At 42.4% G+C, this 17039-nt stretch carries 13 protein-coding genes; 1 reads left to right on the top strand and 12 read right to left on the bottom strand.

Annotated features, from left to right (window positions below):
* Positions 1–122: 122 nt before the first annotated feature.
* A complete protein-coding gene (locus AGRI_RS00780) occupies positions 123–1070 on the bottom strand; it encodes a glycosyltransferase (protein WP_008983133.1) in 948 nt (315 codons plus the stop codon).
* Positions 1071–1328: 258 nt separating this feature from the next.
* Here AGRI_RS00780 and AGRI_RS00775 point away from each other — a divergent pair, with 258 nt between their 5' ends.
* The gene (locus AGRI_RS00775) at positions 1329–2090 is read left to right on the top strand and encodes an IS5-like element ISSpu10 family transposase (RefSeq protein ID WP_008983132.1); all 762 of its coding nucleotides are present in this window, start codon (positions 1329–1331) and stop codon (positions 2088–2090) included.
* Positions 2091–2136: 46 nt separating this feature from the next.
* Here the strand turns inward: AGRI_RS00775 and AGRI_RS00770 are convergent, their stop codons facing one another.
* The 11 genes from AGRI_RS00770 to AGRI_RS00715 are packed head-to-tail and all read right to left on the bottom strand — an operon-like array spanning position 2137 to position 16914.
* Positions 2137–3513, bottom strand: coding sequence for a glycosyltransferase (locus tag AGRI_RS00770; protein ID WP_008983131.1), 1377 nt, complete (start codon positions 3511–3513; stop codon positions 2137–2139).
* A gap of 56 nt (positions 3514–3569) precedes the next feature.
* Positions 3570–5018, bottom strand: a complete 1449-nt coding sequence (locus AGRI_RS00760; RefSeq protein WP_008983130.1) for an oligosaccharide flippase family protein — start codon at positions 5016–5018, stop codon at positions 3570–3572.
* A complete protein-coding gene (locus AGRI_RS00755) occupies positions 5015–6127 on the bottom strand; it encodes a glycosyltransferase family 4 protein (RefSeq protein WP_008983129.1) in 1113 nt (370 codons plus the stop codon). The genes AGRI_RS00760 and AGRI_RS00755 overlap by 4 nt, the downstream gene beginning before the upstream one ends.
* A complete protein-coding gene (gene asnB, locus AGRI_RS00750; RefSeq protein WP_008983128.1) occupies positions 6124–8052 on the bottom strand; it encodes an asparagine synthase (glutamine-hydrolyzing) in 1929 nt (642 codons plus the stop codon). Before asnB ends, AGRI_RS00755 begins: the two co-directional genes overlap by 4 nt.
* Complete coding sequence (locus AGRI_RS00745) at positions 8053–9195, bottom strand: glycosyltransferase (RefSeq protein WP_008983127.1); 1143 nt, start codon at positions 9193–9195, stop codon at positions 8053–8055.
* Positions 9195–10550 (bottom strand): O-antigen ligase family protein, encoded by a 1356-nt coding sequence (locus AGRI_RS00740; RefSeq protein ID WP_008983126.1) that lies wholly within the window; start codon positions 10548–10550, stop codon positions 9195–9197. Before AGRI_RS00740 ends, AGRI_RS00745 begins: the two co-directional genes overlap by 1 nt.
* Positions 10543–11808, bottom strand: a complete 1266-nt coding sequence (locus tag AGRI_RS00735; protein ID WP_237712989.1) for a glycosyltransferase family 2 protein — start codon at positions 11806–11808, stop codon at positions 10543–10545. Before AGRI_RS00735 ends, AGRI_RS00740 begins: the two co-directional genes overlap by 8 nt.
* Positions 11805–12929: a GNAT family N-acetyltransferase gene (locus tag AGRI_RS00730; protein WP_008983124.1), complete on the bottom strand. Its 1125-nt coding sequence runs from the start codon at positions 12927–12929 to the stop codon at positions 11805–11807. The genes AGRI_RS00735 and AGRI_RS00730 overlap by 4 nt, the downstream gene beginning before the upstream one ends.
* 1 nt (position 12930) lies before the next feature.
* Positions 12931–14073 carry a GNAT family N-acetyltransferase gene (locus tag AGRI_RS00725; RefSeq protein ID WP_008983123.1) on the bottom strand — a complete coding sequence of 381 codons (1143 nt, stop codon included), beginning with the start codon at positions 14071–14073 and terminating at the stop codon, positions 12931–12933.
* Position 14074: 1 nt separating this feature from the next.
* Positions 14075–15901 carry a carbamoyltransferase family protein gene (locus AGRI_RS00720; protein WP_008983122.1) on the bottom strand — a complete coding sequence of 609 codons (1827 nt, stop codon included), beginning with the start codon at positions 15899–15901 and terminating at the stop codon, positions 14075–14077.
* Complete coding sequence (locus AGRI_RS00715) at positions 15898–16914, bottom strand: polysaccharide deacetylase family protein (RefSeq protein ID WP_008983121.1); 1017 nt, start codon at positions 16912–16914, stop codon at positions 15898–15900. The genes AGRI_RS00720 and AGRI_RS00715 overlap by 4 nt, the downstream gene beginning before the upstream one ends.
* Between the last annotated feature and the right edge of the window lie 125 nt (positions 16915–17039).

Here is a 17039-nt window from a genome sequence, read left to right as displayed (position 1 = left end):
TCGTCCTTAGCGTGAAGCGGTTCTTTTTAGCGATTGGTCTAACCGCATAAATCGCAATGATTTCTCTTTACTGAGTGGTCTACTTTTTTGAACAGCTATTTAGGAGTAGTTATATTCGAACTTTAATTTCCGTTTTTATTCCATATAATATCTTTGAAAAATGCAATCAAGATTTTTCTTGTGTAAAGTAAATATCTTATTCCACTAAAACTGCGAAGACTTATAACATGATAGTGCCAGCTTTCGCCAAAATTTCCTGTATTTAGTTTTAAACCTGAAATAGAATGGGCTTGATCTGATATTTTATTTAAAACTTTTGTTCTTATACTTGAAGGAAGATTCAAATTATATATTTTCTTAAGAGCCTCAAACTGTCCGATCTGATAATTTAACCCCTTAGATAAAGACTCTTGAGAATCGTGTATCCTGTATGAAATAACATCTATGAAGCCAATATTCTTTTCTAAAGACAACTTGAATGCCAGATAAGTCCACTCACAGTATCTAGCAAAGTCAGTAAAATAAACTTCGCCAATACTTGATGTTCTATAAATAGCAGCACAACTAGCTAGCCAATTTCCTCCAGGACTTACTAGCGTTTTCAACTCGTTCCCTTTAAATTTTTTTATACTAGGAAATCTAATACGGTCAGCATTATTAATAAATCGAACACCATTTCCAACCACGAGATCTAAGTTTTTATCTTGTTCTAACGAAAAAATAATTTCTTTCAAAGTATCAGATATATATTCGTCATCATCATCTAAGAAAGAGAAGTAGGGTGTCCTAACTTTTTGTCGCCCGATTAGAAGTGATGTTGGGAAATCTTTATCTGGAAAATAATAGAGCTCAACCCCTTCCATATTACAAAGTTTATTCAAAATATCGGGGGCGCAACTTTGCCCATTTGCCACTATTATTATAGTGGAAGAAACATCTTCCTGCGCTCTAATACTTTTTATTGCCTGAAGAATGCTTTTTTCTCTCTCTTTTCTTGCTGAGGTAGCTATTATTACTGACAATATATAATTATCTAGCTCTGATTTTTCTTTTAAATTAAACTTTTTCATTTAACATCCTTATTTTATCTAATGAAATCGTTAAGGCCAACCACGTTAATTTATTCTTCTAAACAGGAAATTTAGCACAAACTATATTTTTCATAATGTTATTTAGCACCTTAAAAAAATTTCACCAATATCGTTCAGAAAGCATCCTGATAATTTTTAGATTTATCTAGGGCTTGTTGATCTTTCGTGATGGATTATTAGACAGCATGATGGGCTGGTATAATTACTTTCGCCAAAAACTAACCATGACAACCCATCATGCCAAGAACAATGTTAACAGACGAGTACTGGTCAAAGCTAATCAGATTGATGCTTAAAACGGGCCGCGTATATGACAAGCCGGAACACAGAAATACTTTCGAAGGCATTTTGTATCGGATGCGGGTCGGTTGCCCTTGGCGCGATGTGCCAGAAGCTTTTGGAGATTGGAGCGCCATCTACCGGCGTTTTAACCTGTGGTCTAAGAAAGGCATTCTAATGCAGCTATTCGCAGAGTTAAGGCAATTGGCTGATTTAGAGTGGGAATTTATAGACGGCAGCATCATCAAAGCGCATCAGCATGCGACAGGTGCTCGCTCAGAAGATAAAGAAGCGGTTGGGAAAAGTCGTGGTGGTAACACGACGAAAATCCATATGGCAGTGGATAGTTGCGGCTTGCCAATAGATTTTATTGTGACAGGCGGTGAGGTTCATGACAGTAAAGCTGCCATAGAATTACTAAAACAGCTGCCTGATGCCGAACACGTTATCGCTGACCGGGGCTATGATAGCGAGAAGATACGAGAGCAGATCCGAGAGAAAAAGGGCGTCCCTAACATACCGCGCAAGCGTAATTCGAAGATTGGGAATGGCGATATTGACTGGTGTCTGTACAAACATCGCCATCTGGTTGAGAACGTGTTTGCCAGGCTAAAACATTACCGCTCAGTAGCAACAAGGTATGATAAATTAGCCCGGAATTATGCAAGTACACTGGCCTTGGCTTGCTGCCTTATATGGCTGCCAATGTGGGTTGGCTGAATTATGAACAGCAAAGATCAACAGGCCCTAGTAAAAATAAGCAATATTAACTTTTTTGTCTTCTCACTATTTTATTAAACATATTCTCAAGCTCTTCGGCAACATTTTTAATAGAAAAACAACTTTTCGAAGAATATATTTCCGACGAACGCCATTCTTGTAGTGCCAACTTACTATTTAAATACTCCTCTATCGATCGTTTCTCTGTAAAATCAAAACAAGCACCTAGCTGATATTTTTTAACCATACGACCTAGCGCACCGTCATGTGGCGTAATATTTAGTATAGGTCGGTCAACTGCAAGGTAGTCGTATATCTTCGACGGAACTTGGGTTTTAGTGCCTGGTTGGATATTTACCAATAGATCTGCTTGCTTCAGTAAGCGCTGACATTCCGCATAAGGCACTTGAGGTAAGATCTTGAAACTCCCATCAGACAACATCTGCTGATATTTTTTTTTAATATCATAACCTAAACTTACTGCACCAATCTGTTCAAATACCCAACGGTTCGGCATGTTGCTTGTTATTGCTTGTTGATTGACGGTTTGTATGGCATCTAGCAGAACAGATGGATCCCTGGGACCATATAAAAACCCTGCATGTCGAATCACTAATTCTGACTTTGTTTCATCATAAGAATATTGGTTGTTGCTATCCTGTTCCTCGAACCCATTAGGTAAGACGATAAACTTACTTTTATCTAACGATGGATAACGATATAAGAACTCCTCCATTAGGGGTTCTGTGTTTAAACTAACAAAAGTAGCATGCTTAACTATCCTATGCTCTAGTTTCGCAGCTAAGCGATCTAAGAAAGCTCCTTTTGTATGGTGAAAGGGGTTATTTATCCAAGGGTCGCGGTAATCAACCACTAAGGGCTTCCGTGTAAGTTTACTAAGTAAATAACCTAATATTAGCGATGACCAAGGTGAGCCTGTGGCGAAGATCACATCAATCTTTTTTTTTCTTATCACTTTTCTACCTGCGAAAAACGCAGGTATTATCCAAACACTAGCCTGATCCGGAAAATAGTTAAGGTTATAGATAAAATCTTTGACTCTAACAGCCAATGCTTTTTGGCTGTGGGTTGAATGATCTGAAAATACCGAGCTTTTACTTAAGCTATCAGTACTTGATTCTTGATGATGCCGTTTGCGTAGCAACGTCTTTAACCAATATTGGAATTTTAATAACCGACCAAAAGGATCAATTTTGCCGGCTCGTAAAATACGTTCTGGTGGTAATTCACAACTAATACTTTCATCTGATTGGCTTAAAACGTCTGCTTTTTTTGTTAGTACATATGCCTCAGCATTAATAAATCGTAAAAATTTCAAAACACGCATTGCTCCGGGAATTCCTCCACCGCTAACAGGCGGGAAAAAATAAGCAATAAATAAGACTTTTAATTTTGGTTGCATGTATTGTCCATTCCCATTATTACTTTGACGTATGCGATTAAAACTATGAAATAAGGTTATCGAGCTATTCGTTTCATTGCTGCTAGCAAGATTTTAGTCGCTTCCGTATATATTTGTAACTTAAGCCATCTTGAAAGTAATAACCATATTGGTGGCATTACGAACGTTAATAATAGAAAAATTACCAGAGGTGAACCGGAAGAAAATGGGTAAAGATAATCAAGTATGGTGCTAGCGCCCAAACACCCCAGTGATAATAGCATAGGTTTAAAAAGCGATATTAAACATGCTTTTATGGATACCTGCACTGTTACTCTTACCAGCAACAATGTAATACACACTTCTACTAAACCATTAAGTATAAAGGTTAGCGCCATGGTGGTTAATCCCATGGGATAACTCAAGATAAGAGACCCCGCTAACAACACAAATAGTAAAACGTCACGCTTAAACATTACCGCTTCCCGGCCTACTGCTATTAATAACGGCGGAGAAAAAAAGCTGATTACTTTTATACACATCCAAAACGACAGAGCTGAAGCAATTGGCGCTGCATTATCCCATTGATTACCAAAAAGTAAACGGATTGCAGGTAGAGCCGCAAAGCCCGCGACAACCAACACGGGCCACACCAGGCTACAAAGTAAGGCTGTAGCTTTAATATAGGCTTGCCCTAAATCATTACCACGCCTTTTCAAGTCAGACATATAAGGTTGGGCTACTGAGCCGACACCATCTAATACACTCTTACTGATAAAGTCGACGAACCCCATGCCACGGGAGAAAACACCAACCTCTGCCGCTGTGCCCATCTTACCGATCACAATATCCGATATCGTATAGTGAATCCGTCGTACAATATTAGCAGCAGAGGTGTATACCCCTAGCCTCGCAATCTCTCCCATCCCCCGAAAGCAGGGAGCGTAAACACGAATCTGCCGGGTAAAATATAAACTGAAGATCATTCGGGTTAGCATTGCAACCAACTGACCCCAAGCTAAGGCATAAAAACCAAATTCAAAACTAATTAGCCATAATGTCGCAACTAATTGAATTATCAGAGCAACTAAGTCGATAATTGTCACTTGTTTAAAACGATAGTTTCTCACCAAAATAGCATTGGGAATGCTTATAAATGGAGCTAAAAAGAAACTGGCGGCGAGGATAAGAAACACTCCTTGCAACTCGCGTTGATTAAAAAAATCTGCAATAAAGCCTGATCCAACAATCAAAATTGATGCAAGTCCCCAACACATTAAATAGGTAATACCGTAAGCCCTACGGATTTTCAACTCATCAATCGACTCCTCCCGCACTAAATAAGCAGCCGCTCCGAGTAACCGAATTTCCGCCAAAATCATCACTACGGAGCTAGCTATGGCAAAAGTTCCTATCTCTGTTGGAGTCAGCAGGCGAGCTATGAAAATCGTACTGACTAGATTGATCAGCTTTGAACCATATTTACCGGCAAAAGAGAACAATATACTACTGCGAACATTGCTCATTTCCCGGCAACCCGGTAGTAAATATCTGAATAGGATTTAAGCATATGCTCGATTGAAAAGTGCTGGCAAAAACGAGCTTTACCGGCATCCCCCAAAGTTTTGCGAAGCTGGGGGCTTTGTAATAGCTTTGCTACATTTTGTGTAAAAGCTTTAGCATCGTTGTCAGGGCTTAGTAAACCGTTAATATTATTAGCAACAATTTCCGGATTTCCACCAACTTCCGTTACTACGCATGGCAGTCCCAAACTCATCGCCTCTAATAAGGTCATTGATGTGCCTTCCGTGTGTGAACTCAATAAATAAATATCCATTAGCGCGAGGTAATCTGAAATATTGGTTTTAAAACCTGTAAAACGAACATTAGGTCTTATCTGTAGTTGATCAACTAACTGCTCCAGCTCTCGCCTGATAGGGCCATCGCCAACTAATAATAAAATAAGGTTTCTTTGATGCTGGAGCAGATCGGCGAATGCCCGCAGCATCATAAATTGATTTTTGACTGGATCCAGCCTGGCAATAGTACCGATTACAGGCACGCTTTTGTCGACCCGCAATTCATCACGAAGGACTTTTGTTGCCTCAATATCAGGTGATAATGATTGAATTCCGTTATAAATAACCTTGACTAAAAATGGTGGTACACATTCATATTTAACCAAAGCACGTTTTGTTGCCTGGGAAATAGTAATTAATGCTGAAGAACTAAATGCCATAATCAGGTTCAATGGCCAAGCTTTAATACGATAACGATCGGGATAAAAACGTCCATGCTCAGTAAACACGACCTTTGCAGCCGTACGCCAATGCGCAAACCAGCCATACACCCAGGGTGTATATTGATGGCAATGAACAATATCAATACGTTCTTCCCGAACGAGCTTGCGGATATTGCGAATGAGTTGCCAGTCTAAGCCCGCCTTTCTGGGTAGGACATGCACTTTCGTACCTTGCTGTTGTAATGCCAGACCGATATCGCCGACACGGCCGTCAATACAGAGTATCTGGCATTCAATTTCGGTTGGAAGATTTAATACCAGTTGCCGGATAACTTGCTCGGTGCCGCCTATTGCCATATCAAAAGTAATATGCAAAACACGCAACTTACTCATACCACTACCTTGTTATCGGCTATATTGCTGTCAGTCATATAATGCTGCCACCACTGCTCAAACACCAACATACTCCAAAGTTCTTGGGTGAATTGGTGCTCACCGGCAAGATGCCGCTGCCATAATTGCTGTACTTTGCGCATGTCAAAACATTGCGCCAGACCCGAGTCGGCTTGATAAAACAATCTGTCAGCCGAGGGGCGTAACTCCTTGCTTAACCACTGTGATAACGGAACCGAAAAGCCCATTTTCTTCCGATATAAGATGTCTTCGGGTAATAATGTTTTCAGACTTTGTTTCAGAATATGTTTCTTGTCTTTGCCATGTAGCTTTAAGCTAGATGGGATCCCCGCAGCATACTCAACAACCCGGTAATCAAGCAAAGGCGCTCGGGCCTCTAAAGAGTTTGCCATCGTCATTCGGTCAACTTTTACCAGAATATCACCCGGCAGATAGGTATTGATGTCGGTGTACAGCACACGAGACAGATGGTCTTCAGCATCAGCCTCCTGATAACGCGCACAGGTGATTTCTGACGGCCGGTAATCTGCTGTGCTAATGGCGAAATCACCTTTCACCAGATATTGCCATAGTTCAGCACTAAAAAAGCTATTAGTAACAAAAAACGCTTCGTCCGAAGACGTGGCCAGCGCCGTCAATAAAGAGCGCGCCTTTCGAAAAGGCGTCGCCTGACTCAATCCCGCCAACCGGGCGAGCGAGGGAAACACCTTTTCACGTATCGCTGCAGGAATACGTTGACGTAAGCCGTGCTCTGTCTGGTCGACAACATATTTACTATAACCGGCAAAGCTTTCGTCTCCACCGTCTCCGGCAAGTGCAACGGTAACTTGTTGCCTGGCTAGCTTGGCGACAAAATAGGTTGGTATAAATGATGGATCGGCAAAAGGCTCATCAAAATAACGGCTGATTTGTTCAAAGCTATCGGTGACATTCTCTTTTACTGTGAACTCATGATGTGACGTCGCAAACCGTTCTGCGATCTGGCGGGCATACTGTACTTCATCAAACTGTTCAGACGCAAAACCAATAGCGCATGTTGTTACAGGCGTCGCACTGTGCTGAGCCATCATGCCTACGACTGCGCTCGAATCCACACCGCCACTTAAAAAAGCACCCAGTGGCACATCACTAACCATCCTGATTTTTACCGCATCATCTATTAACGCTGTTAGCTCTTCCTGGATCTGACCTGAGCTACGCTGCCCGTTTACCTTAAATTTTAGGCGCCAATACTTGGTTGGCTGCGGTAACACTTTATCTGTAAGGGAAAAGTGTAAATAATGACCTGGCGGTAATTTTAACAGACCTGCGAAGATTGTTTTCGGATCAGGTACATACTGATAAAAGAAAAAGTCTTTCACCGCATCCTGGCGGATCTGCTTTGGCACAAAAGGTAGTTTTAGTAGGGCTTTTATTTCTGAAGCGAAGGCAAAGCATTGGTTCGTATGATAGTAATAAAGCGGCTTTTTACCTAAACGATCCCGCGCCATAAATACCTGTTTCAGCTTGGTATCCCAAACCACAAAAGCAAACATGCCATTTAAGTGCGTCAGACAATCCTTACCATCACGCTGAAATAACTTTAACAGTACCTCTGTATCGGTCTGAGTATTGAAAACCGCTCCTTGCTCCAACAATTGCTGCTTTAGTATCTGATAATTATAAATCTCACCGTTAAATACGATGACATAGCGCCCACATGGCGAACGCATCGGTTGTGTACCTGCAGCGCTAAGGTCAATAATACTCAGCCGACGGTGCACCATCGCAAATTGTGTGTCATGCCATAAGGAAGTCGCGTCTGGTCCACGATGCGCAATGGCGTCTCCCATAGCATGCAGATAACGCTCAGTTAGCCCGGGAGGTAGAGAAGCATTAACTGAAAAGCCGGCAATGCCACACATCTAATCATGCTCCAAAGTAGCCGCCGCCTTTGGCGACTGCAGCAATTCGAGGAAAAGTTGTTGATACTCAGCGGCCATGCGTGCCGCAGAAAAACGCTGGTCAACCAGCTGTCTCGCTGCAAGGCTAATTTTATTCGCTAGCTCTGGTTCAGCGGCTAACCGAATAAGGTGATTAGCTAACTGCTGCCAATCACCTAAAGGCGCTAACAGACCAGTTGATTCGTGGGTTATCAGTTGGTCAACGCCTGGAATATCGTAAGCTACTACAGGAACACCAACGGCCATCGCCTCCATTAAACATCTGGGGATCCCTTCTAACGACGATGTTAAAGCAAAAGCATCAAAATCCTTCAATAAGACAATCCGGTCGCCCCGAAAGCCCAAAAATGAAATCGCGCTGGCGGCAGGCAGTGTTTTAGCCAATGCCTCCAACTCACTACGCTGGCTACCCTCGCCTATAAGCGTTAATTTTGAGTCCGGAAAACGTTGCCATAAAAGATTAAAAGCCTGCAGTAAATCAGCTAAGCCTTTACGGGGGATCAATTGTCCGATATATCCCAAGTGTAGTCCGCTACCGGCACTGAAATCTTTTGCTGGAATGGTTTTGCGATATGGTGCCAACTCAGTCAAATCCACACCGTTCTCGATAAAGTGTAACTGTTTATCTTTGATCCCATAGCGTTTTAAATCAAAAACCAACTGCTCAGATAGGGGGGCCACTTTGTCAAAAAACTTTAAAGCGAATAAACCCAATCTGATAAACAAGCGCAATTTCCAACCCACATTGTTAGAAAAGCCATGCGGCGTGCTGACTATTTTGATGCCGGCTTTACGGGCAGCTAATAAACCGAGAATGTCTGATTTGTAACCATGGGTATGAATAATATCGATATTCCGGGACTTTATTATCTCAACCAGCTTTGTTACTGCGCCAAAATCAAAACGGCCTTTCATTGAAACATAATGCACTAAACCAGCGGAATGCGGATAAAGTCGTGCGACTGACAAATCTTGTGCCGGCCCTTCTTCGGTAACCGCCAAATCACACACCATATCAGCTGACGGTAAATTATTTGCCAGAGCTAACACCCAGCGCTCAGCACCGTAAAAACCTGAGGGTGTAATAAACTGCAGCACTCTCATCAAATCTGGTCCTTAGTTAATCCGCTACGATTTTGAGCAACAGCAGTGCTGCTTCCCTTTTGTACCGGAGAATTCAAACGTAAATAGAAAATATTCGATGCTACGGCCAGATATAATATTAACCAATACATAACCTCAGCCCGAGCTCTGTCGATAAAGGTTGCTGCAACTAAAAACGAAAACAGTGCCCCCTCTAATGCCAGTATTAAAAAATACTGATTGGTTTGGCCACGTTGCAGCACATAAAACTTAGTTTGTTGTGTTAATCGCCATAACCGCCAGAATAGCCCGGCAAAAAGAAGCCAGCCAAACCAGCCTAACTCGCTTAAAATCTGGAACCATGTGGAGTGTACGGCACGATTGCCAGAGTTAGAGGCGAGTTGTGATTGATCCAGATAAGCCGGGCTAACAGTCTGATAACCAAAAATACCGAGACCCATTGGATAGTCGCGCATCATATCAAAGGTTTTAAACCAGTAATCTACACGGTCATCACCGCCTCTACTGCCGTCTTCTTGTACTTTTAAAGTTTCCATTCGGGCAAAAAAAGTATCATCCGCAAGATAAAAAGCGCCCGATAAACCTGTAGCAATAATTAGAACAGCCATAGGCCGTTGCCACTTTCGCTGAAACCTCGAAAAAATCATATAAATTAGAAAGAAACCACAACCTACAATCGCGCCTAAAAATGCACCTCGGCTATTGATCAACACCAGCCCGTTTACAATAAATGCCGCACAAACAGCCGTTAGCGCACGAACTTTCCAGTTTCCTAACCATGCAAAATATAATAAGAAAACCAGCGGAGGAACCAGTATTGCTGCAGTATCATTGGCATCAGGCGCATCTGCCATTCCAATTCCCTCTACTCGGGCACTACTATTTCTTCCTACATCGCGCGCGAGCTTGCCAACGTATGTCGCCCCTAAAATATATGCCCACATCGAAGCTTTTAATGCCCACTCAGAATTAATTAGCTTGTAAGCTATCCAGATAATTACAATCAACTTGGTAAATTCAAAGGTAAATTTGTCGTGAAATAAAGGGTTAATAGCAAAGAAGTACATGATGTAATACATAACCAAGATTGCTAACAACCACCTTAAGATTGGTTGCCGCGACCAAGGGCTTAACTCAGATAATTGGCGGTATTTTGAGATAAATACTACGATCATTACTAAAGCGATAAAAAGGGAATAACGAAGCCCAGGAATGGACGCCCCCCACCAGCGATTATCAGGATTAAAAAAATAAACCATTTGATAAGTTAAAAAAGCAGCTACTGGGGTATAGGCAAATGTAGCGATAACACCAGCGACTAACGCTAGCAGAAAGAACAGTGCAATTTTAGACATAAGGCCAACACAAGGCGGCGGCACCGCAGACAATCAGAACTAAATAACTCAATCCCCCGGTTAATGAAATCCCACTAATTTTGTTCAATTCAGCGGTGTGAGGTCTCGAAGAGTTCCAGGTGATCTGAGTTCGCCCCATTAAAGCGCTGATAATCCCCATAAGGGCATAAAAATTAACGCTGACAAAATAGTACGGAAAAGAAAATACCCAGGGTAGCCTTGGATAGTTCTGCCCGAGATAACCGATAAATGAAGGAATAAGTAGTAACAAAGCGCCAAGCATCAGGATTTGACCTAACAGAACACTCTGTGAGGCAAGCACTAAAGCACCGGGGAAAGTTAATACCGCGAACAGAGGAATTAACCAACGCAGAAGCTTATGAGAAATCACCATATAACTAAAAATACCACTGCGAAGCGGATTCATCACTGCTTTAACTCTGAACAGGCCACGTAAACTCCGATTCACAATACGTTCTTTACGTTTGGCCTCTTTGGAGAAATTTCCAGCCGTTTCCTCAAAACATCTCGCTTCTGGCTCGAACACGCCACGATAACCTTTGGCGACAAGCTGCAGGGGATTTACAAAATCGTTAATATCACGCTGCTGTAGCGGTTCCCAAAGTTCACGCCGAATCGCATAAATGGCACCATCGCCACCTACGACTGAGTGTAATTGGCTCTCCCACTTTTTAATGGTCATTTCATAATGCCAATAGAGATCCTCGTTTGCTGCTGCGGCATTATTTTTGCCATCCGTATAAAGAGCGGCACCAACAACATACCCAACCTCTGGATCGGCAAAATGTTTCACTAAATTTCGAATTGCCTGCCGTTCATACATTGCATTGGCATCGGAAAAAACCACAATGTCAGTGTCAAGATCTTTTAGTGCCAGATTTAACCCCATCGTTTTACCCAAGCGACCTTCCTGACGCACCAGTCGCACCTGCAAACCGATAAACTCTCTGGCAATATCGTCACTACCGTCATCAGAACCATCTGATACCACTACGACAAACAATTTTTCAACGGGATAGTCGAGTTCCAAACTGTTATGTAACTTTTGCCGCAGGATTTTCGCTTCGTTATAGCAAGAAATAATTAAAGTCACTCTCGGGGTAATCTCAGAGCAAGAGTGAAGTCGCCTGAAGCCGACTTTATTCAGTAACCACAAAATCAACGGGTAGCCAAGATAAACGTATGGCGGAATGAGCAAACAGATAATGGTTAAAACCAGGAACGTTGTCATCATCATAATGAAATATATCTTCTCAAGTACGCGCCACAGGCCGTTGCTACTGGTAATGGAAGCAAACGCCACATTTTCTCAGCTAACCGTCTTAGCTTCACAGAGCCGATCTTTGTCTCTTTACTATCCGCAATATCAGTTGGCCGATAAACCGTCCAACGCAATGGATCAGCTACTGCCCCCCATTGCGCTTTAAATCGATAAGTTCCCTCACCAATTGTTGATCTGCCCATATCGAATACACGAACCCCTTTATCAGAAAGGTAGGCCTGTATCTGCCAATACATCAACATATTTGGTGCTAAGTGATTGTAGTCCTGTAGTGTTGACGCCCATGGTATCCAAGCAGATTTACCAAAATGCAGAACAATAGCCGCACCAACAACACTTTCCTGATATTCAATTAACACAACTTGAAATGCACCCAACGATAGCAGATTTTTACGCAAAGCTTGAAACCATCGGAAACTGTGCACGGGAGAGCCCAAACGATGCATATTTCGGGCATAAACGCGATAGAAAAGGTTTAAAGCATCTTCATCATCCGCAATTTTTGCTGTTAATCCATTTTTTTGCGCCTTCTTGATTTGACTACGCAATTTAGGTTTGTAGCTAGACATTAGTAAATCTGCGCTGGCTGGTAAATGGACTAACATCCGTACTTTAGCCTTTAGAAGCGAAAGATGGTTTTCGCATGGTTCTTCTGAGGGATTTATTGCTTTAGACTGCACTAATTCAAACTCTGAATCTCTAACTTCGAGCTTTTTAGCACTTATTTTAATAAGCTGCCTTTTTGCCTCTTCAATTAGCTGAATTTCGATTTCTGGTTCGTCTGCGATTGCCGAGCAGTAATCTGCAAAAGGTAGGGCAATCAAATGCTTACCAAAAATCGGGATAGACATGCAGCATAACGGTAGGAAACCAACAATATCCTGCCCTTTCATAGCTATAAGAACCATCGTTTGGTGCTTATAGGCTAGTTTAATTGCATCACGCCAAGCTGACAGGTGATAAACACTGCCATTCGGATGGGATTGAACATAACGGTCTAAGATAACGTTAGTTTCGTCATCGCATTCATATAAAAGCGCTATATTTGTGTGCTGCACCGGTTCTATGAAAGACACGCTAACCTCGTCCTCTGAATTTACTAGCCGCCGTATCAGTCCCGAAAAGCTGGTGTTTTACTTTTCTTGCTTGCTGTTCCAATAGAAATTTAAACTGATTTCTCTGTAACGTAACTCTGACTAACTTTGAATGACAGATACCAAGTTGACTTTTATAACGCTCTTCGCCTCCCATAAAGTCATAAAAATCAATACCTCGGTTCACGTAATCTTCAATACATATTGCGTGCCCCAGCAATCCCGGTTTTAGTTTACTATCTTGCTCTACCTTTAATCCTGCCAGATAAAAGTAGACCCGCCGCCGATATATAAAATTATAAAAAAATGCAATTGGCATACCGTTAAGCTCAAGGGCAACGATGTCGACGAATTGATTCCAGGATTGTTTGATTAACTGATGATGGAATTGCACAAAAAGTGGGTTGGCAAAACCACTTTGAGCGAGACCATCACCCCAACGCCTGATATGCAGTGGGCCAATTTTATTGAACCAATCCAGAGCTTCACTAAGCGAATCTGGTCGCAAAAGTTTTAAACGTCCATGCTGTTCATATAAGCGCTGTGAACGATTTATCTGGTACCTGGTATTTGCTGAGAGCGTTTGCAAATAAGGTTGCGCTGTGTTTCGCAACTTAACCAGATCAATACCGTAGCATGGCGCTTCCCACAATAAATGAGAAGAAGTATTAAGTTCTTTGCAATAGAGGTTTAACTTCGACTCTTCGATTGCTCCAACAACCCACTCATCCCAATTCAAATGTTCTCGAATAAAGCGTAGCGCAATTTGCTCAGCGTGGGCGGTATGCTCTTTGTCAGTTAGAAACCCGTTGTACTCAATCCAGATTTGATCAGACTCTGGTAAACCAGTCTGATGCAAATACAAACACTTACTACTTAATACGCCGTGACGTCTAGTGTTTCTTGATACCAACAACCCTAATGCGACTAACTGTACTTCGTTGTAATGGACGGCGATAACCGTCACCTGACTTTGAAATGCAGTTAACCATGCTCCTATCCACTGCCATGACAGAAAAAACGGGTTATCAGCTTTGCTTTCAAGCTCCTGCCACTGAGCAGCTAGATTTGTAATATCTGTCAGCGGGTATGTGCTGGCAGCATATTCTGGCTGGTAAGTATTCAATTTAATGCTGTTCCGCCGGATTTTTAACCAAGAACGGACCGAGCAATAAATAGTCAAGCTTGCCATCTAAAAAGGCTCGCACTGCATCTTTTGGACTGTTAACGATAGGTTCTTCATGCATATTGAAACTGGTATTAATCAGGCTTGGAATACCGGTTAATTTCTCATACTCTTTTAAAATATCGTAATAGCCAGGATTCACATCCCGTTTAATCAGCTGGGGACGAGCCGTGCCATCAACATGAACAGCTGCAGGGCAGTTTTCTCTCATGAACTCTGTACAATCAAAAGTCACAGTCATAAATTCCGCCGTATGTTCGGCGCCGGCTATGTTGTGATAACACCTCTCTCGCGCCTCAAATAACGTGACCGGTGCAAAGGGCATAAACTCCGTTCGCCCTAAGCGCTTATTTAACCATTGGTTTACCTCTGGTTCGCGCGCATGGTACATAATGGACCTATTACCTAAGGCTCGAGGTCCGTACTCCATTCGGCCATCAAATCTGGCAACAACCTGCCCTTCATTAATCAACGCGGCGACACTTGCCGCTAAATTCTCTGGGCGTTCAGCTTGTAAACCCGCCTCTTCCAGAGCGCTCAGCATATCTTGCTCAGAGTAATCAGGGCCAAAATAGGCGTTCTCAATAGTCGGTTGTACTTGCCCATGCTGGCTGATATACAATGCAGCTCCGGTACCACAGCCCCCATCTCCCATATTTGGATACACGAAAAGCTGTTCAACGCCGTGGACTTCAAAGATCCGCTGATTTAACTTAACGTTTGCAGTAACACCACCAGAGAGTACAACATTAGAAATACCTGTTTTCTTTACCCAGTGTTGCACAAAATTTACTGCGACAATTTCTAATACTCGCTGATAAGCTGCAGCAACATCAATTTTAGGGAATTTGGAAGCTAAATAACGCGAAAAGTAGATATTATTGGCCTCATAGATCTTAAAATCACCGTCTTTCTGCTCAATCCGGGACAACAATATATCTTTTAAAATATCCGGATCGCCGTAGGAAGCCAACCCAACAATTTTGCCTTCGTGTCTACCCGGCTTAAAACCCAAACTTGAAGTGACATGTTCATAAAGTGTTCCTAACGAGTTAGGGTAGCTGACGCCATGTAGGCGTCTTATTTTGCCATTTTTAGCTTCACAAACTGAACCAGCAAGTCCGGTGCCATATCCATCCAAAGTGATGCACAACGCCTCGGCAAAACCACTGCAATAGTAACTATTAGCCGCGTGAGACATGTGATGATCAACACGTTTAACGGGCTTATTCCAGCCAAACTGAGCGAGACCTGCAGTTAATTCTTTTTCCCAGCGTTGAAAAGAACTTACAGCTTCCTCTGCCCAGGCTTTAGAGCCTTTTAATGCTATACCGTTTGAAGCAAATTTCTGAATACCCGCCATGTTGTAATAGGAGTTGTGTAACAAGCCTTTTTCCATTTTAGCGTTTGGCTCAGTCAAACCATGAATTGGCTGAACGCGTTCCGGTACTTTTTTTAACGCTTCCTTTATTTGCTCTTGCAAATTTTGGGGCTCAAAACGTTCAATAAAGGCCTTTTCTTCGTCGAGATTGCGGTTTATGACATCGGCTTCGCTTCCCCAATTCATAAAGGCATAGGCCACGTCGTCAAAGTCAGATATTTGCAAGCCGGTATAAGCCAGTGCAGCCTCTAATGCCAGTTTAGGAAAGCCATCTTGCTGCTTAACTCTTGAGAATCGCTCCTCGCCAGCAGCGAAAATAATTTTGCCATCAACCACGACGGATACAGTTGCATCTTTGTCCAGTGGTGAAATACCTAACACCTTCATTTTTGTTTCTCCATTAAACTTTTAAACTGAATTGGACTGGTTGCTGCACCGCCGAGAGTGTCAAAAAAGAAGTCAAAAAATCGCTTAAATCGATCTAAGAACTCGGTCAGTTGCTTTTGAGATTGCACGTAGCTGGTATTACCCACAACAATACTGGAACTGTGAAAACTCCAGGTAAAAATTCTTACATTTCGTTTGAGCAAAAATTGCGTGATTTTGACATGCTCTGCAGTAGTAAATCCCTCAGGTGACAACACAAGCCGGTCAACTACCCCACTCCGGGCAAATACTCCCGGAAGCCGAAATTTTTCATATTGCTTAGCGAAACTAAATAAGTGATGAGAGTAACTCCCCGCAATGCCGACATAGGCAGCGGTAAGCGGAATTTCGAGCAAATTCTTGCCGAAAAGAAAAGGATTAACACCAAAATTGTGATAATCCGGCCCGCCGTCGTAGCTGTGATCGAACGCCGGACAAACAGAAAGATCGATTTGATAAGCTAATTCTTCAAGAATTTGTTGTGTATTAGGCCCAAATCCGTAACGACCAGCCTTGTAAATAACAGGCCTGCAACCAAAGGTTTCAGTTATTTTATACGTTAACGCCTGTAGCTTTTGCTTTTGCAGCTCATACGGCAAATTGCCGGGATACATATTCGAGATAGAAAGCGGCTCGTTATGGGGTGGGTTGACCCATGGGTGCAGATGCGCGCCAATTTCACACTTATCGTGACGAAAAGCATCTACTAACAATTGGTTATTGGTACGATCTGTCGCAACAGGGTAATCAACAACATAGCAAGGTTTTAAACCGTACTGCTCGAAAATATCCTGTATCAAGTGTAACTGCTGCAAATGCTTTACAGAAACTTTAGACCTGTCCGGGCCTTTAGACCAATCAAACTCTTCTTCAGTGTCAATAACGACCTGCAACAAAGGCTTTTGACTAGTTATATTTTCAACATCAGAACGGTTTGTAAACATCGGCAATCCATGCACCTGCGCTTTTAGCATTCTGTTAGCATTCTTGTTATTATCATGCTTGATTTTTGGCCGGCGAGCAATATGATGCTGGAAGAATGATCTTATACATTTTAATTCGTCTAAACTGTTAGTCTGCCGCCCGGTAGAAAAGCCTC

Origin of the sequence: Alishewanella agri BL06, from assembly GCF_000272005.1 — a bacterium.
GTDB lineage: Bacteria > Pseudomonadota > Gammaproteobacteria > Enterobacterales > Alteromonadaceae > Alishewanella > Alishewanella agri.
Note: the sequence above shows the minus strand (reverse complement) of the source record. Positions and strands in the feature narration are given on the sequence as shown.